The organism is Georgenia faecalis, from assembly GCF_003710105.1.
In the GTDB taxonomy this organism is placed as follows: domain Bacteria; phylum Actinomycetota; class Actinomycetes; order Actinomycetales; family Actinomycetaceae; genus Georgenia_A; species Georgenia_A faecalis.
Map to the genome: position 1 here is coordinate 2,072,057 of NZ_CP033325.1, position 17,273 is coordinate 2,089,329.

The window sequence follows — 17,273 nt, forward strand, 5'->3', positions numbered from 1 at the left end:
GCGGTGGTGCGGCTAGCCGCAGGCCCGACGCGCGTAGGGCGCGGTGAGGGTCGTGCTCGCCGGCAGCCCCGCGGCGGTCGCCGTCACGGTGGCCTCGCCGGCCGGGACCGACGTGAGGCGCGTGCTGAAGGTCAGCGACGCGGACCGGTCCGCCGCCACGGTGAGGGTCCGGTTCCCGTACGGCGTCCAGACGACGGCGGTGACGGGCGCCGCGGAGTCGTTGGCCACCCGCACGGTCTCCACGACCTTTCCGGCGACGCAGCGCGTGTCGGCCGTGGCCGTGACGTCCGGGCCGGCCGGGGGCAGCTCGATCGTCTGCGGGGGCACGCTCTCGAGCGTCGGGGTGACCGGCTGGATGAGCCCGTCGGGCCCGAACTCGAGCCGGTCGATCGTCGTCTCCCGGTTGTTCCCGTTCCCGCCGGGGATGGCGAAGCGGTGGTAGACGATGTACCAGTCGTCCGTGCCCGGCACGTTGAGGATCGAGCTGTGCCCCGGTCCCTTGATCCCCAGCGACAGGTCCTTCTCGAGGATGACGCCGCGGTAGGTCCACGGCCCGTCCATGCTCGTCGCCGTCGCGTACCCGACCCGGTAGTTCTCCGAGCCGGTGTCGTCGATCGAGTAGGTGAGGTGGTAGAGGCCGTCCCGGTAGTTGAAGAAGACGCCCTCGCGGAAGTCGGTGAGCCCCTCGATGCGCTGGTACGTGCCCGGCTTGATGGAGACCATGTCGTCGGCCAGCTCGGCGAGGACGGGCCCGTTCGACGGCCCGCCGTTGCCCCACCCGAGGTAGTACTTGCCGGTCACCGGGTCGCGGAACGCCGCCGGGTCGATGGCCTGGCCGGACGTCACGGCCTCGTTGTTGAGGATCATCGCCGTCGGCTGGGCCGTGAACGGCCCCTCCGGGCTGTCGGCGACGGCCACCCCGATCGTCTTGCGGTCGTAGGTGGCGTTGTGGCCGCTGAAGTAGAAGTAGTACTTCCCGTCGCGCTCGATGACCGTCGGCGCCCAGGCGTTGCCGCTCGCCCACGGGACGTTCCCGTTCGCGCCGTCGAGGGTGAGGAACGGCTCCTCCGAGCGCTCCCAGTCGACGAGGTCCTTCGAGCTCCACACGTAGAACTCGTTGCCACCCCACCCGGGGTAGCCGTCGGAGGTCGCGTAGATGAAATACGTGTCGCCGAACACGGCGATGTTCGGGTCGGCGTACAGGCCCGGCAGCACCGGGCTCCCGACGACGCGCGCCTCCATGCGCCACGTCACCGTCTCGCCGGCTGCGTCCGTGAGGACGTACTCGACCGGCGCGCTGAGGTCGACGGTCGTCCCGGACGACGGCGACACGCTCACGCCCGCCGCGGTGGTGAACGTCGGCGCGAGGGCCGTGACGTCCGTGCCGCGGGTGACGGGAAACAGGACGGTGTGCGCGTCGGGGTCGACGATCGGTGCGTACCGCAGGACGTCGGGGTCGGTGAGCGAGACGTCGAGGAGCTGGTCGGTCACGCCGGCGTTCTCGAGGACCTCGCCCGCGGAGAGCGCCCGGTCGTAGACGCGGACGTTGTCGAACCAGCCCTGGAAGGCGCGGTCGCCGGAGTAGAACGAGCGGCCGAGGTAGCCGGCGAGGTTCGTCCCGAGGTCGTCCACGCTCATGCCGAGGGCGGTGTTCTCCCCCAGCTTCACGCCGTCGGCGTAGACCACCATCGTCGTGCCGTCGAGGACGACGTCGAGGCGGTGCCACTGCCCGGCGGCCACCGACCCGGTGACGGCGGCCTCGTTCTGCCACGACGTCTGGGTGATGGCGCTGCGGACGTCACCGCCGCGCAGGCGCAGGAAGTAGTACTTCGTCGAGTCGGTCCCGAAGGCGAAGGTGAAGAAGTTGCCGCTGGTGAGCTCCGACTTCACGTCCATCGAGATCGTCATGGTGTCCCGACCGTCGAAGAAGCCGGTGGGGAAGGACGCAAAGCCGCCCGCCGACCCGTCGAGGCGCAGGGCGCTGCCCTGGGTCGGGTCGGTCGCCACCCGGGCGGTGCCGCTCGCGGTGAGGTCCGCGTCCCCGACGGAGTCGGTGAGCGTGCCGTCGTCGAAGGTGTACTCCGCGATCGGGCCCTCGTGCGGCTCCTCGGGCTCCTCGGGCTCCTCGGCGCCGTCGCCGTAGGCGGCGAGGAGACGCCGCTCCTCGGCGGCCGAGAGGCGCAGGACCGAGCCGTGCCGGAAGCGCTGGGCGAAGGAGTACTGGTCCGGGCCCTCGCCGACGCTGAGCTGGCGGAACTGCAGGCTGGCAAGGGTGTCGGTGACGTGGCCGTAGTACCCGCTCTGGTCGCCCATGACGGCCCAGCGCCCGTCGGGTAGCTGGTAGACGGTGTGCCCCTCCATCGAGGCCCGCAGGCCGTGCGCGGCTGCCTCGCCGCGGCCGATGACCGTCGTCCACGGCCCGTCGAGGCTGGGCGCGGTATCGACGATCGTGTGCCAGTCGGAGGTGGAGAAGCGGTAGTAGACGCCGTCCTCCTCGGCGATGGTCGAGTCGATGATGTTCGGCCCGCCCGCGCCGTCGCCGGGGGCGTTGAGGGACGCCCAGACCTCGGGCTCGGTGAAGGTGACGAAGTCGCGGGTCTTCGTGAGGTAGACCCGCAGCGCCCAGTCGGGGGTCTCGTTGTCGCGGCGGTCGCGGGCGGACCAGTAGACGTAGTACTCCCCGGTCGCCTCGTTCCAGGTGGCCTCGGGCGCCCAGACGTTGCCCGCGTGCGGAAAGCCGGCGAAGGCGATGCGCTGGTCGCTCCAGGTGACGAGGTCCGTCGACTCCCACACGACGAGGTTCTGGCTCGCGTTGAGCTGGTCCCAGCCGGAGCCCCCGGGTCCGCCGCCCTCGGCGTGGAGGTCGGTGCCGATGATCCAGTACCGGTCCCCCTCGGGAGAGCGGACGAGGTGCGGATCGCGGACGCCGAGGTCGCCGCCGAGGTTGGCGAGGACCGGCGCGTTGTCGTTGAGCGTGGACCAGTGGAGGCCGTCCTCGCTGTGGCCGAAGAAGATCTTCTCGTACCCGCCCTGGGCCGCGAAGTGCGTCCACAGGTACCCGGCCGTGTAGTCGGTGTCGAGACCGGCCGGCGCCGCGGCGACGGTGACGGCGATGGTGCGCACGGCGTCGGTGCCCGGGACGGTCGCGGTGAGGGTGACGGTGGTGTCGGTGGCGCCGCGGGTGACGACGCCCGCAGGCGTCCCGCCGTCCGCCGCCGTCGTGATGACGCCGGCGGGCGAGGCGGTCCAGACGATGTCGTTGCCGTGGACCGGCCCGGTGGCCGGCAGGGTGATGTTCCCGCGGACGTCGTCGGCGTCGGGGATGACGACGGCGTCCAGGTCCTCCTGGGCGAGGACGTCGCCACCCGGCTCGGGGAGCACGGTCGCGACGAACGCGCGCGTCCGCGACGCCGAGCCGAGGCTGAGCCGGGCGGTGAGCGTCACCTCGGCCGGGTCCCCTCCCGCGGGGCGGGTGACGGCGCCGGAGGCGGCGATGACGCCCGGGTCGCTCGAGGTCCACGCGACGGACGCGCCGTTCGGGCCGGTGGCCGGGAGGCTGAGGTTCCCGGTGACGGCGGGGAGGTCGCCGAGGGTGAGCGCCGCGGCGTCCCGCTCGAGGCGGACGTCGTCGGTGGGGTGCAGTGCCGCAACCTCGGACGCGGTGAGGGCGGCGTCGTAGATCCGCACGTCCCGCAGACTCCCGGCGAGGTACCGGTCGGCGGTGTAGACCGAGCGGCCGAGGTAGTTCGCCGCAGTGGCGGCGTTGCCGATCGCGCCCGGGCGGATGGTGACGCCGGTCTTGACGCCCACCTCGACGCCGTCGAGGTAGAGCCGCGCCGTGTCGCTGGCGTCGTCGAGGGTGTACGTGATCGTCTTCCACACGTCGCGCGGGAGGTTGGCCCCGCTCGTCACGGTCTGCTCCGTCGACCAGTTCCCCGTGGCGATCGAGGCGCGGTAGGCGTTGCCCGAGGAGAAGAGGTACCCGTTCCCGACGCCGGCGGCGTCGGTGTTGCCGAAGCCGTAGATGAAGTAGGGCGTGCCCTGGGAGGCGCGCACGAGCACCTCGGCCTTGATCGTCACCGAGTCGAGCCCGGCGAGGACGTCGTTCGGCAGGCGGACGTGGTCGTCGACGCCGTCGAGGCGCACTCCCCCGCCGCCGGTGAGCGCCGGGGCGCCCACGTACGTGGCGTCGCGTCCCGCGCCGGAGGCGTCGACCGCCACCGTGCCGGACGTCTCGTCGAGGGGGTAGTGCGCGACGAGCGCGGCGTCGGCGGACGCGGGCTGCATCGCGAGGAGCGCCCCCGTCAGGCCGAGAAGGGCCGCGGTCGCGCCGGACACCGCACGTCGGATCGGTCTCGGCGTCATGGCACTTCCTTCTCCCGTGCTCCGAGGTGGAGGAATGCGTCGTCGATGCGTGCGGCGTTGCAGTCATCCGTCGGACGCCCCGTCGGTGGAGCGTCCGTGAGCCGCCGGCCCTCACATTGAGAGGCAGTGTTAGCGCAAACAGTCGCGGCCTGGCTCGACCGTAAGAGGTCGCGTCCGGGCTGTCAAGAGATGCCCGCCTGCCGGGTGGCCTCACGCGAGATCACCGACCGCGGGCCGGGACGGGTCCCTCGGCGGACGTGGGCGAGCGCAGGCGGTCGCCGCTGGGGCCCGCTGCGGGGCGCTGCTCACCAGGCAGGCGGGAGCGGCTGCCGCGGCACGCTGGAGACGCCGGGCCCGGCAGCCGCCCGGGCGCACCCGAGCCGCCCGGCACTCGGTGCCGGACGGCTCGACGGGTGACGCGCGGCGCGGCTCAGCCGTCGGAGGTCGCTCCCCGCCGGCGGCCGGCGAGGATGGCGAGAGCTGCACCCGCGGCGAGCAAGGGGGCGGTGAGCCCCAGCGCGCCCGCGAGGTCCGCGCCAGTGTCCGGCAGATCCCCGTCCCGCGTCGGCCCGTCCGTGGGCGCAGGGACGCCCGTCGTGGGCGAGGGGACGCCCATCGTGGGCGACGGCGCACCCGTGGGCTCCACACCCGTCGGCGGCTCGCCGGCCGTCGGCTCCGCGGAGGTCGGCTCGTCGGTCGTCGGCTCGTCGGTCGTCGGCTCGTCGAGCGGCTCGATGTCCACCCTCACGCCTACCCCGTCCGAGTCCTCGGGCGCGGCGACCGCCGAGGAGGGCGTCAGAGCGACGACGAGCAGCACGAGGGCCGCCAGCGGGGCACGGACGCTCGCGGGGCGACGACGGGTCATGGGGTCTCTGCTTTCTCTTCAGCGGACTTCCGGCCCTGCTCCCGCGCGTCGGCGAGGAGGGCGTCGAGCTTGCGCCGGGAGCGGGTGCGCCCGGACATGACGGCGATGACGAGTAGTGCGATCCCGGCGAGGATCGCCAGATGGGGCCACGGGATGGCCCAGAGGGTGGTTCCGGCGACCACGGGATCGAGGGTCGACGTCGACCCGTCGGCCGTGACGACCTCCGGGGCGAAGCTGACGTCGACGGGGACCGCGAAGAGGGGCCACACGCCGTCGACGGGGACGCTGATCTCGCGACTGTCTCCCGGAAGGAGCTCCTGGCGGTTCTCGTCCTCGGGCGGGAACGCCGTACTCCCCCCGCCGGCGTTCACCGTGCCCTCCGCGAGGAGTCGCGTGTTGCCCTCGTTGACGAGCTCGAACGTCACGGTCGCCTCACCGGGGCGCAGCGGGTTCCATGAGAGGTCGTAGACGCCGTCGACGTTCTGCACGGCCGCCGCCGGCGTGATCTCCCCGGTCACCCGGGTGAGCACCCGGAACCCGATGCGGCTCTCGACGCCCACGCTCGTGCCGTCGTCCCCGGTCTGCACCGACAGGATCGACGCGGTGATGCCGGCGGCGTGGTCGCCCGGCTCGGCGCGCTCGGGCACGGTGAGGGAGAAGTCGACGATCTCCGTCTCCCCAGGGCCGACGGTGACGCTCTCAGGAACGGTGATCCACGTACCCGCCCCGACCGATTCCCGGTCGGAGGCGAGGATGTCGAAGCGGCCCGTCCGCGTGTAGAAGCCGTCGGCGGCCGTGAGCGTGAAGGTCACCTCTTCCTCGCTGATGTTGCGCACGGCGAAGCGGTCCTCGACGGTCTCCCCCGGGTCGAGCTCGTGCTCGACGACCCTCCGGTCGTCCGGCCCGGACTCGTCCGCGGGCGAGACCGACCACCGGAGGTCCGGGGGCTCGTCTGTGGCCGCGGCAGCGGGCAGCGCGGCGAGGAGGGCAGCGCAGAACGCGAGGGCGAACGCCGCCGTGTGGAGCAGCGTTCGGGCGAGCGCGTCGAGGCGCAGAGGGGAGGTGGGCACGGCAGTCCTGGTGATCGCAGGGGTTGGGTCGTGATCAGGCCCGGGTAGGGGCCTGCGGCGGGCCCCGGGTCGGGGCCGCGCGGTGCGCGCGGCCCCGACCCACGAGATTACGTCTCGGTCAACGGTCCGGTCAGAGCTCGTCCTCCCACAGGGTCAGCGTCAGCGTGGCCTCGTAGCTGCCCGGTGCGACGTCCACCGGCGTCTTGAGGAAGAGGTCGGCGCTGGCCTCCCACTCGCCCTGCACGCTCGCCTCCTGCGAGTCGAGCGAGAGCGCGAGGAGCTCCTCGGCGACGAGGCCGACGGCGTTGGGCCCCTCGTCGAGGACCGTGAGGACCTCGTCGCCCGCGGCGACAGCGCCGGTGCCGTCCTCATCGGTGACCTCCGGCGTCCAGCCGAGGTGGCCGGCCGGGAGGTCCGTCGCGCCCGCGTCGTCGGATGAGAAGGCCGAGGACTGCCCGGTGACGTACCAGAACACGTCCTCGGGGACCTCTTCCCGGTCGTCGCTGACCGTGACGGTGGGCAGGGTTCCGTTGAACTGCCGGATGTCGGGGTCTCCGGAGTCGACCTCGGTCAGGGTGGTCGAGTCCGCCGCGACGCTCATCGTGAGCGCGCCGACCGGCGGGACCTCCGCGATCTCGACGTTGATGTCGACGTTGTCCTGGTCGACCTCGTCCGCGATCGCCGCCCCGGCGACCGCGGTCAGCAGCATTGCTCCCGCGGCGCCGATGCCGGCGCGAGCGAGCAGCCCATTCCTGTTCATTCGGTTCTCCAGTTCCCGGTCGGCGCGTGGCCGAACCGAACCTACGAACGACCGGGACTTCCGGCCGTCCGGGTGCGCCGGAGCGTCAGCCGCAACGGGCTGCCCCGGGCCCTGCGGAGCCGTCGGACGGCCCCCCATCACCCTGGTGCTCATGACCCGGATGGGCCCGGTGACTGCACCGGGTTCCACGCCGAGTCGATGTCCGCGCGTGCGCCGTCGAGCACCCCGTCGTGTCCTCGCGGCACCCTGGCCGTGCCGTTGCACGACATCGGGCAGCGGGGACTCCTCCGGAGCATTGCATCAGCACCTTTGCTTCAGATCCACGTCGGAGACGACGGGGCTCACCACGGATGCTAGCGGGCAGTGTTAGCGCACACAAGGGCGTACGAGCGCTGCTCTCGGGGAGTGGGCAGATCGCCGGGCGCGCGCCCGGTACGACGCATTCGTCACCCGGGCGCGCACGGAGCTGCGGCGGCGCACGGCCACGCCCCCGGCCGGAGCGGTCGCGTGCGTGGCGCTGGGTCAGCGCGGAGAGGTGGGCTCGCCGAGCAAGGACTTCATCTTCCCGGCGATCATGTCCGTGGCCCGGCGCGGGGACAGCCGCGCGAGGAGGTCGAGCCCCCGGGCGTCGTTGCCGAGGGTGGCCCGGTAGGCCCCGCGTTCGACCGCAGCGATGATCATCCGCGCCGCCTCGGCCGCCGACGTCGTCTTCGTCGTCGAGCTCTTCGCCGACCGCGCCCGGCCGGGGACGGCCGCGCCGGAGTTCGTCGTGATGTTCGTGGCGATGGCCCCCGGGAAGACGACCGTCACCGCCACCGGCGTGTCAACCAGCTCGGCGTACAGGCCCTCGGTGAAGAGCTTGACGGCGGCCTTCGACGCCCCGTAGACGGACTGCCCGGGCACGGGCGCGAGCGCCCCCATGCTGGCGACGTTGAGCAGCGCCGCGCTCGGCCGCTCGAGCAGGTACGGGAGGAACGCCTTGCACATGTGCACGGTCCCCCAGAAGTTCACGTTCATGACCTTCTCGATCTGCTCGTACGTGAGATCGTTGACGCGGACGAAGGGCTGGATGATCCCGGCGATGTTGAGGACGCCGTCGACCTGACCATGGGCGGCGACGACGGCGGCCGGCAGTGCCTCCACGGCGGTCCGGTCGGTGAGGTCGAGCGCATGGGTGGTGAGCCGCTGGGCGGCGTGGGCGAGGTCGGCCGTCTCGGCGAGGCCGGTCTCGCTGACGTCCACGGCAGCCACCCGGGCGCCGCGCGCCAGCAGGCCGCGCACCACCTGGCGTCCGATGCCGTTGCCCCCGCCGGTGACGACGAAGACCTTGCCCGTGATCTCCACGGTGACTCCTCTCGCTCTGGGCCCCGGCCGTCGGCGGCGGGGTCCCACAGAGCGGGGCGTCCCGCGTCGAGTGTGCTCGGTACGGCCGATTCTGCCCGTGGTGCCGTACCTGCCCCGGGACCATGGTCCCGGGGCCGGGAGGCCTAACCGACCCGACGATCAGCGGCGCCCCGCAGGGTGCCCTCGCCGGCACCCAGCCGCCCGGCGGCGTGTAACGCGGCGACGTAGGCGAACGTGACGCCCTGGCCGATGGTCGCCCCCGGGCCCGGGTAGTAGTGGCCGAAGGCGTTGCCGGCGCAGTTGCCCGTGGCGTAGAGCCCGTCGATGGCCGTGCCGTCCGGGCGGAGCGCGCGGGCGTGCGCGTCGGCCCGCACGCCGCCGCAGGTGCCCAGGTCGCCGGGGACCACCCGGACGGCGTAGTACGGCGCCTTGGTGAGCGGGCGCAGGTTGGGGTTGGGCGTGTTCGTCGGGTCCCCGTAGTAACGGTCGTAGTGCGACAGGCCGCGGTCGAAGTCGTCGTCGTGCCCCTGGGTGGCGAGGAGGTTGAACCGGGCGACGCCGTCGCGCACCCCGGGGATTCCGAGCGCGCCGGCCAGCTCCTCGATGCTCGACGCCTTGTGCGCCAGCCCGGCCTCGTACCAGGCCTTGGGCAGCGCCTGGCCCGGCATGAGGCCACCCCCGAAGACGTAGCTGTTGCGGTACTTCTGGTCGAAGATCAGCCACGCCGGAAGGTGCGGGGCCTCGCCGTCGTCGTGGCCGAGCATGATGCGCCCGGCGGTCATGTAGTCGCACGACTCGTTGAAGAACCGGTGACCGGTGCCGTCGACGATGAGGGAGCCGGGCAGGGACCGCTCGGCGAGGAGCACGCTCGGCTCCCCGCCCGGGGCGGCGGGCGGGACCGCCGGGAACCACCACGACTGGCCCATCAATGTGAGGTCGGCGCCGGCGTCCTGCGCCAGGCGGAGAACCTCACCGGTGTTGGCCGGGTTGCCGAAGCTCCACCCTGCCTCGAGCGCCGTCGACTGGTGCTCACGGCGCATGGCGAGGTTGTGGTCGAAGCCGCCGGCGGCGAGGACGACGCCGCAGCGCGCCTCCACGCGCACGGTCCGGCCCTCCCGTTCGACGACGACGCCGACCACCCGGTCGCCGTCGAGGACGATCTCGCGCAGCGGGCTGGAGGTCCACAGCGGGACGCCGGCCCGGCGCGCCCCGGCGACGAGGCCGGCCGCGAGCGCCGCACCACCGGCGACGTAGTTGCGCTTGATGACCTTGCCGCCGATGCCCTGCGCGACGCGGCCCGCCACCTTGGGCAGGGCCCGCTGGGGCATCCGGGTCATGAGGTTCATCCACTTGTAGTCCATCGAGGTGATGGGCATCGGGACGGGCGCCTCGAGGCTGCCCTTGCGCACGAGGCCGGCGTCCTCGCCGAGGGAGGCGAGGTCGAAGGGCGCGGGCTCGATGGACCGGCCGATGGCGGAGCCACCCCTGGTCTCGGAGAAGTAGTCGGCGTACTCGCGCATGTGGGAGAAGCGCAGCGGCGTGCATCGGCGGAGCAGCTCGACGGCGTCGGCGTCGTGGTCGAGGAAGGCGACGCGTCGCTCGCGGGGCGCGGTCTCACCGACGACCTCGTCGAGGTAGGTCTCAGCGCGCTGGCGGCTGTCGGCGATGCCTTTCTCCCGCAGGACGTGGTTGCCGGGCATCCACATCCCGCCGCCGGAGAGGGCGGTCGACCCGCCGAGGTACTCACTCTTCTCGACGACGAGGGCGGTCAGGCCCTCCTCGGCGGCGGCGAGGGCGGCGACGATGCCGGTCCCTCCCCCGACGACGACGACGTCGTAGGTCTCATCCCAGGTCACGTTCTGCACAGGAACTCCTTTGTCCGGTCAGGTACCCACCACGCTGGCAGCCGGACCGGGTGGTCGCTACGACCGAAGGTCCTAGGTCGACAGAACGGCGTGTCAGACCTCCTCACTGCCCCCGTCTCGCTCCGACGGCTCCCGGGGCTCCGGCGTCGGTGCCAGGCCTGGCCGACGCCGCCGTCGCCGCGGGGCCTCGGCGCGCAGCCGCGCAACGACCTCGCGCACCGGCGGGACGACGACGCCCTCGGTCGCCATCCGCCGTCGCGTGGCGCGGCGCGACCACACGAGCCCGACGAGGCCGACCGCCCACACCAGCCCCTGGCTGGCGAAGGCGAGGCGGAAGTCCGCGAGGTCGTACGCGCCGTCCGGCCGGACGAGGTCGAGGACGAGCCCGACGAGGTAGATCGCCGCGAGCGAGGAGACGAACCCGCCGACGTTGACCAGGCCGGTCGCGGTGCCGAGCCGCGCCGAGGGCACAAAACTGCGGGCGAAGTCGAAGCCGACGTTCGCCGCCGTCGCGGAGAGCGAGAGGACGACGACGAGGAGGACGAGCTGCGCCATCGGCCGCGGCGTGGCCGGGACGAGCACCGACGCGTAGACGGCGATGGTGAGCGCGACGGTCCCGACCACCAGCGACGACCGGCGCAGCGGGTGGCGCCCCTGGAGGGTGCCGATGACCGGCCCGCCGACGATCCCGGTGAGCGCGGCGACGGTGAGCAGCGCGCTCGCGGCCTGCGCGCTCATCCCCTGGCCCGCGGTGAGGAAGGGGACGCCCCACAGGAGCATGAACGTGTTCGTGGGGAACAGGGAGACGAAGTGGGTGAAGAACCCGAGCCACGTCCCGGGCAGGGCGAGCACCCGCCGCAACGGCTCGGGGCCCGGGCGGACGGTGGGCACCGCCGTCGTCCGGTCCACGCCCTGCGGGGTCGGGGCGTCCCGCACGACGGCGAGGACGAGGATCGTCGTGAAGACGCCGAGCCCGGCGAGGGAGAGGAACGCCGGGGCCCATCCCTCGGCGTGGAGCAGGGCCATGAACGGGACGGCCGAGATGATCTGCCCGGTCTGGCCGACGATCCCCGTCATCTGGGTGAGCACCGGAATGCGGCGCACGGGGAACCAGCTGGGGATGAGCCGCAGGACCGAGACGAACGCCGTCGCGTCACCGATACCGACGAGCACGCGGGCGAGCAGCGCGAGGGGAAGGGTGTCGGCGAGGGCGAGGGTGAGCTGGCCGGCGGCGAGGATGACGGTCCCGACGGCGATGAGGGCGCGGGAGCCGACCCGGTCGAGGATGATCCCCACCGGCACCTGGGCGGCGGCGTACACGGCGAGCTGGACGACGACGAACATCGACAGCCCGGCCGCGGAGATGTCGAACCGCTCGGCCGCCTCGAGGCCGACGACGCCGAGGGAGGTGCGGCCGGTGACGGCGACGACGTAGGCCACCAGGCCCGCGCCCCACACCGCCAGGGCGGTCCGCGCCGGGGCGGGAGCCTGGAACGAGATCACGGGGACATTCTCTCGTCCGCCCGGGCCTGGTCCGCCGGACCGCCCCGTGCTGGTGACCGGCGTCCCGTGGCTCGTCCGGCCCCGCGCGGTTCGTCCGGCCCCGCGCGGTCCATCCGGCCCCATGGACGCTGTCCCGTCCCGGCCGGCGGTCCCGTCCCGCGCACGCCGCCCGGCCGGGCATAGTGGGCACCGATGCGCCACATCGACGACGACGAACGCCGCAGCCGACTCGCACTGCGCCACGGCCTGCACCCGGACCACCGCCTGCCCGACGCGGTCGCGGTCACGCGCGCGATGACGGTCCTGCACGCCACCGAGCCGGCCACCGTCCACCTCGCCGTCCACGCACGCACCACGTCGGGGACGCCAGAGGACGTGGACCGTGCACTGTACGAGGACCGCAGCGTGGTCAAGCAGCTGGCGATGCGCCGCACGCTGTTCGTCTTCCCGCGCGACCTGCTTCCCGCGGCGCTCGGCAGCGCCTCCGCGCGGGTGGCCGCCGAGCAGCGCCGCCTCATCACCCGGGACGCCGAGAAGCACGGTGTGGCCGACGACGGCGCCGCGTGGCTCGCCGCGGCGACGCACGCCGTCGTCGTCCGCCTGGCCGGATCAGAGCCGCTCTCGGCACGGCAGCTGCGGGAGCAGCTCCCCGAGCTCGCCGGGACGGTCACCGCGAACCTCGACAAGAAGTACGGCGGGACGTTCCAGATGGCGCCGCGCGTGCTCACGCTCCTCGGCGCCGAGGGGCGCATCGTGCGCGGACCCAACGCCGGCCACTGGCGCATCGGCCGGCCCACGTGGACGCTCATGGAGTCGTGGCTCGGCGAGCCGCCCGAGCCGCTGACCGAGGCGGAGGGCTACGCCGAGCTCGTCCGCCGCTGGCTGCGCACCTTCGGCCCCGGCACGGTCGACGACGTCCAGTGGTGGCTCGGCTCGACCAAGGCCAGCGTGCGAGCGGCGCTCGCCGCCGTCGACGCCGTCGAGGTGAGCCTGGACGGCGGGCAGACCGGCTGGGTGCTGCCTGACGACGTGGATCCGGTCCTCCGGCCGGAGCCGTGGGCGGCGCTGCTGCCGACGCTCGACCCGACGACGATGGGCTGGAAGGGCCGTAGCTTCTACCTCGACCCCGCCGACGTGCCCTATCTCTTCGACAGCAACGGCAACGCCGGGAACACCGCGTGGTGGGACGGGCGGATCGTCGGCGCCTGGGCGCAGGACGATGACGCTCGGGTTCGCGTCATCCTCCGGGCCGACGTCGGCGCCACCGCCCGCGCCGCCCTGGACGCCGAGGCGGCGCGGCTCACGGCGTGGCTCGACGGGGTGCGGATCAGCAACGTGTACGCGTCGGCGCTCATGAAGCAGGCACCGCTGCCCTGAGCGTAGGTCGCGCCAAGGGCTGGGCTCCCGAGGGCAGGCTCCCCGGGGGCCCGCAGGCCTAGTGTGGCGTAATGATCAGACCCGCCCCGTCCGATGTGTCCGAGGACGTGGCACGCCAGTACGTCGTCGGACGCGCAATCTTCATGGCCGCGGCCTACACGGTGCTGGCCCTCGTCCTGCTCATGTTCGCGTCGGGGCTCCTCGCCGGCGGCCAGTTCGGGCCGCTCAGCGACACCAAGTGGGACGTGATCGTCCCCTGGCCGGCGGTGCCGGTCCCCGCCGCCCTGATGGTCGTGGTGTGCCTGCTCGCCCCGGTCGGTGCGCTCGTCCTCGCACCGAAGGCACGCTGGGAGGACGCCCCCGACTTCCTCCTGCTGCTGGCCATGACCGTCGTCCTCTTCGTCGTCATGCCCATCGGCTTCTCGCGGATGTATCCCGAGGCCGGCGGCCCGGCCTTCGACGAGGCGCACCCGGAGCTCGGGCTCGCACGGCACTGGATGGGGGCGCTTCCCCAGGTCGTCACGCTCGCGGTGCTCGGGGTCCGGTTCGCGAGGCTCGCGCCGGTCTACAACGCCGCACGACGCCGCGCGCTCGAGAACCGGCGCTGACCAGGGCGGCGAAGGAGCCGAGATCGGCGCCCCCAGCTCCGGCACTCCCGGTGCTCACCACCGACCCGGCCACACGGGGAGGTGCAAGGACGGACACTCCTCGGCGGGTGTCATCGACCCGCCGGACGCTAGACCGGCAGGCGACGGGCGAGGAACTCCGTGGTGATCCGCCATGCGTCCGCGCGCGCGGCCTCGTGGACGAACATCGGGTTCGGGTTGTCGAAGGCGTGCCCGGCGCCGTCGTACAGGTGGAACTCCACCTCCGGCCCGTCCACCGCGGCCCGGATCTCCTCGACCTTCTCCATCGGGATGTAGGCGTCCGCCGTGCCGAAGTGGTGCAGGCTTGGCGCGCTCACCCGGTCGGCCAGGGGCAGCAGCTGCGGCAGGGACGAGCCGTAGTAGGAGACGAGGGCGTCGACGTCGGCGACGGCGGCGACGTTGAAGGCCACTCCCCCGCCGAAGCAGAACCCGACGACGCCCACGCCGCCGTCGACCTCAGGCCGGGCCCGGAGCGTGTCGAGGGCGGCGACCGCGTCGGCCACCGTCTCGTCCCAGTCGAGCTGCGCCTGCAGCGCCATCCCCTGCTCAAGAAAGTCCGGACGTGACTCGTCCACCATGGTGCCCGTGCGCCAGTACAGCTCCGGCGCGAGGACGACGTAGCCCAGGTCGGCGAGGTCCTGAGCGCGGTCCCGGATGTAGGCGCTGACGCCGAAGATCTCCTGGAGGAGCAGCAGCCCGGGACCGGTGCCGCCGGGCGGCAGCCACACGTGCGCCGGCATCTCGCCGTCGGGGCGGTGGACGGTGGTCGTCGCTTCACTCGCGGACATGCAGGCCGCTCCCGTTGTCGTCACAGTCGGGCAGGGGCCCGCGCAGGCCGTCACCATATCGAGCGGCACCAGCACCAGCACCGGCACCGGCACCGGCACCGGCACCGGCACCGGCACCGGCACCATCGCGTCGGTGCATCGCGCGGAGTCCCGCCGCCCGCGAGCGCCAGCGCGGCGGACCTTCATCGACCCACCGACCACGCACTTCACTGCAGCATCGGCTCGTTGCGGGTGTGGAGCGGGGTGGTGCCGAAGGTGTGGCCGTTGGGCCGGACGAACCGCCACTGGTCGGGGTAGCGCTCGATGCTCAGCTCGCGCTGATGGACGAACCCGTGGTGGTAGCGGCACAGCAGGATGCCGTTGGCCGTGTCGGTCTTCCCGTGCTGCGCGTACCACCACAGCGAGTGGTGGATCTCGCCCTGCCCCGGCGGCGCGGTGCAGCCGGGGAATCGGCACTGCCCGTCCCGGGCGATGATCCCGCGGGTCTGACCGGTGGTGAACAACCGCTCCTCCCGGCCGACGTCGAGGATCTCCGAGTCCGCACCGAACACCACGCGGTGCAGCGCGGAGTTGCACGCCAGCTGCGCGAAGAGCCCGAATGGCATCGGCGTGCCGTCCTCGAGGGTGGCGGGCTCGGTGCCGCCGAGCTGTGCGTGATCCAGCGCCGTCTCGATCGTCCCCAGCAACTCACCCCACATCCCGCCCCCGGCCTCGAGGTCCGCGGCACCCGTGCCGGCACCTGCGCTGCGAGCCCCGCCGGCGGCGGCGGCCGCTCCGGGGCCGGCATCGGCGGCGCGGACGTCGGCAGCCGGTCCCGCATCCGTACTGCCGAACGCGCCCGGTGCCGCCGGGGGTCGGCACGGCGCACCGGGGCGCTGGGCGCGGACGATCGCCGTGAGCGTCCCGATCGTGGCGGTGATCGCGATGTGGGGCCGGATCCGCGCGCCGGGCTGGAGCTTTCCCGAGTCGAGCATCGTCCCCGCCAGCTCGACGAGGGCCGCCGCGCGGCGCTGGTTCGGGGTCCGCAGGTCATCCTTGCCGCGGCGCCCGGCCCTCGCCTGCAGGGCCGCGAGCACCAGCGCGCCGTTCACCTCGGAGAGCCAGACCTTGCCGTGGTAGCCATCCAGCGTCTTGGCCAGGGAGAGCTCCTCGCGCTCGGACTCGTCCTTCCACCGCCGGTCCCCGGCCGCCGGATCCGCACGCAACGCCCAGTTCTTCATCACCGTGTGGAACCGTCCCGCGTCCAGCACCCGCGCCTGGCGAATGAGGAAGCCCTCACCGACGTCCGGATCCGCGAGCACCCGGATGCACTCCGGCGACGCCGTCCCCAGCCGCACGATCGACGCCACATGGTCCGGGCCGATCTCCCCGGCGGCCAGCGCCTTCGCCGTCCCGGGCAGGTGGTCCCGCAGCGCCCGCGCCTCACGCGTCATCCGCGACGCCTCCCGGTCGAAGCGGCCCGTGTGTTCCCGGATCCACGCCGGAAACGATCGCGCCCCACCGGCGGCCCACGTCCCGTCCGCGTCGATCGCCGCCACCAGCCGTGCGCGCGCGGCGCACAGCCGCCCCTCCACCGCCTCCAGTCGCGTGAGGCCTTCCGCCAGCGCCTCACCCGACAGGTCCGCCAGATCGACCTGCGCCAAGGTGGCCGCGGCGCGCTCCAGGTCACTCAACGGCTCCAGCACCGCGGCCACCCGGACCACCTCCTCGAACGCTTGTTCGACTACTAGGAGCAGTCAACCACCCACCACCGACATCCCGCCGGGCCTCCTCCCGGGGTGTGGATAGACCCACGCGTCCGCAAAAGCAGGGACGCTCGGACGCGCCGTCGACGTCCACAGTCACCAGCGCATCAGTCATCCGCACGGCTCTCCCTGCCGGGATCGCCGGCGCGCGAACGGCGCCGCCGGGCCCATCCCCGGGGTGTGGATGGCCGCTGCTACCGTCCCCGGCATGCTCGGAACGGTTCTCGCGCTCGGTGGCGGTGGCTTCTCGATGTCCGACGACGGGACGTCCGCCCTCGACGACTTCCTCCTCGACCTGACCGGCGCCGCTCGACCCCGGGTCTGCTTCGTCCCCACGGCGAGCGGTGACGACAACGACTACAGCCGCCGGTTCGAGGCCGCGTTCGCCGACCGGGCCGAGACGTCGGTGCTCTCGCTGTTCTCCCACGAGCCCTGGGGCTACCGCGACCCCCGCATGCTGCTCGAGCAGGACGTGATCTACGTCGGAGGAGGGTCGACGGCGAACCTGCTCGCCGTCTGGCGCCTCCACGGCCTGCCGGAGCTCCTCCGTGAGGCGGCCGCCAACGGCACCGTGCTCGCCGGCGTCAGTGCCGGCATGAACTGCTGGTTCGAGGGGGCGTCGACCGACTCGTTCGGGCCGCTGGCCCCGTTGCCGGACGGCCTCGGCCTCCTGCGCGGCAGCGCCTGCCCGCACTACCTCGGAGAACCCGGACGGCGCGAGAAGTACCTCGGCTGGGTGGCCGACGGCGTGCTCGGTGACGGCTACGCCGCCGACGACCACGCGGCCCTGCTGTTCCGCGACGGCGAGCTCGTCGAGGCCGTGGCAGAACAGGACGGCCGCCCCGTGGTCCGGGTGGAGCGCCGGGGTGACCAGGCGGTGGAGACCGAGGTGCCCGTCCGCCGGCTCGCGTGACGAGCCCGGCGTCAGCGCCCGGCCCGAGAGG

Annotated in this window: 12 protein-coding genes; 3 read left to right on the plus strand and 9 right to left on the minus strand. The window is 73.1% G+C overall.

Features of this window, described 5'->3' with window-relative positions; genetic code table 11:
- Window positions 1-12: 12 nt before the first annotated feature.
- From EBO36_RS09010 to EBO36_RS09040, 7 genes are all read right to left on the minus strand, one after another.
- Window positions 13-4,365, minus strand: coding sequence for a family 43 glycosylhydrolase (locus EBO36_RS09010; RefSeq protein ID WP_122824310.1), 4,353 nt, complete (start codon window positions 4,363-4,365; stop codon window positions 13-15).
- Between the two features lie 430 nt (window positions 4,366-4,795).
- The gene (locus tag EBO36_RS09015) at window positions 4,796-5,230 is read right to left on the minus strand and encodes a hypothetical protein (RefSeq protein WP_122824311.1); all 435 of its coding nucleotides are present in this window, start codon (window positions 5,228-5,230) and stop codon (window positions 4,796-4,798) included.
- Window positions 5,227-6,300 carry a WxL protein peptidoglycan domain-containing protein gene (locus EBO36_RS09020; RefSeq protein ID WP_122824312.1) on the minus strand — a complete coding sequence of 358 codons (1,074 nt, stop codon included), beginning with the start codon at window positions 6,298-6,300 and terminating at the stop codon, window positions 5,227-5,229. The genes EBO36_RS09015 and EBO36_RS09020 overlap by 4 nt, the downstream gene beginning before the upstream one ends.
- A gap of 130 nt (window positions 6,301-6,430) precedes the next feature.
- Window positions 6,431-7,060, minus strand: coding sequence for a hypothetical protein (locus EBO36_RS09025; RefSeq protein WP_122824313.1), 630 nt, complete (start codon window positions 7,058-7,060; stop codon window positions 6,431-6,433).
- A 522-nt stretch (window positions 7,061-7,582) separates the two neighbouring features.
- A complete protein-coding gene (locus EBO36_RS09030; RefSeq protein WP_122824314.1) occupies window positions 7,583-8,404 on the minus strand; it encodes an SDR family NAD(P)-dependent oxidoreductase in 822 nt (273 codons plus the stop codon).
- Window positions 8,405-8,547: 143 nt separating this feature from the next.
- Window positions 8,548-10,269, minus strand: a complete 1,722-nt coding sequence (locus tag EBO36_RS09035) for an FAD-dependent oxidoreductase (protein ID WP_122824315.1) — start codon at window positions 10,267-10,269, stop codon at window positions 8,548-8,550.
- Window positions 10,270-10,362: 93 nt separating this feature from the next.
- On the minus strand, window positions 10,363-11,772 hold the full coding sequence (locus EBO36_RS09040) for an MFS transporter (protein ID WP_244925244.1): 1,410 nt from the start codon (window positions 11,770-11,772) through the stop codon (window positions 10,363-10,365).
- Window positions 11,773-11,964: 192 nt separating this feature from the next.
- On the opposite strand from EBO36_RS09040, the gene EBO36_RS09045 reads away from it, so the two are divergent.
- Both EBO36_RS09045 and EBO36_RS09050 read left to right on the plus strand, forming a co-directional pair.
- A complete protein-coding gene (locus EBO36_RS09045; protein ID WP_122824317.1) occupies window positions 11,965-13,149 on the plus strand; it encodes a winged helix DNA-binding domain-containing protein in 1,185 nt (394 codons plus the stop codon).
- Between the two features lie 71 nt (window positions 13,150-13,220).
- Entirely contained in the window at window positions 13,221-13,757 is a 537-nt protein-coding gene (locus EBO36_RS09050) for a hypothetical protein (protein WP_164471418.1), read from the plus strand.
- 128 nt (window positions 13,758-13,885) lie between these two features.
- Here the strand turns inward: EBO36_RS09050 and EBO36_RS09055 are convergent, their stop codons facing one another.
- Window positions 13,886-14,584: a dienelactone hydrolase family protein gene (locus tag EBO36_RS09055; RefSeq protein ID WP_122824319.1), complete on the minus strand. Its 699-nt coding sequence runs from the start codon at window positions 14,582-14,584 to the stop codon at window positions 13,886-13,888.
- A gap of 206 nt (window positions 14,585-14,790) precedes the next feature.
- Window positions 14,791-16,278 (minus strand): HNH endonuclease signature motif containing protein, encoded by a 1,488-nt coding sequence (locus EBO36_RS09065; protein ID WP_164471419.1) that lies wholly within the window; start codon window positions 16,276-16,278, stop codon window positions 14,791-14,793.
- Window positions 16,279-16,537: 259 nt separating this feature from the next.
- On the opposite strand from EBO36_RS09065, the gene EBO36_RS09070 reads away from it, so the two are divergent.
- Window positions 16,538-17,242: a Type 1 glutamine amidotransferase-like domain-containing protein gene (locus tag EBO36_RS09070; protein ID WP_122824322.1), complete on the plus strand. Its 705-nt coding sequence runs from the start codon at window positions 16,538-16,540 to the stop codon at window positions 17,240-17,242.
- Window positions 17,243-17,273 lie beyond the last annotated feature (31 nt).

Bases quoted from the DNA above. Each gene is read 5' to 3' on its own strand.
- EBO36_RS09010 (WP_122824310.1), bottom strand. From the start codon at position 4,365: ATGACGCCGAGACCGATCCGACGTGCGGTGTCCGGCGCGACCGCGGCC.
- EBO36_RS09015 (WP_122824311.1), bottom strand. From the start codon at position 5,230: ATGACCCGTCGTCGCCCCGCGAGCGTCCGTGCCCCGCTGGCGGCCCTC.
- EBO36_RS09025 (WP_122824313.1), bottom strand. From the start codon at position 7,060: ATGAACAGGAATGGGCTGCTCGCTCGCGCCGGCATCGGCGCCGCGGGA.
- EBO36_RS09045 (WP_122824317.1), top strand. From the start codon at position 11,965: ATGCGCCACATCGACGACGACGAACGCCGCAGCCGACTCGCACTGCGC.
- EBO36_RS09050 (WP_164471418.1), top strand. From the start codon at position 13,221: ATGATCAGACCCGCCCCGTCCGATGTGTCCGAGGACGTGGCACGCCAG.
- EBO36_RS09055 (WP_122824319.1), bottom strand. From the start codon at position 14,584: ATGTCCGCGAGTGAAGCGACGACCACCGTCCACCGCCCCGACGGCGAG.
- EBO36_RS09070 (WP_122824322.1), top strand. From the start codon at position 16,538: ATGCTCGGAACGGTTCTCGCGCTCGGTGGCGGTGGCTTCTCGATGTCC.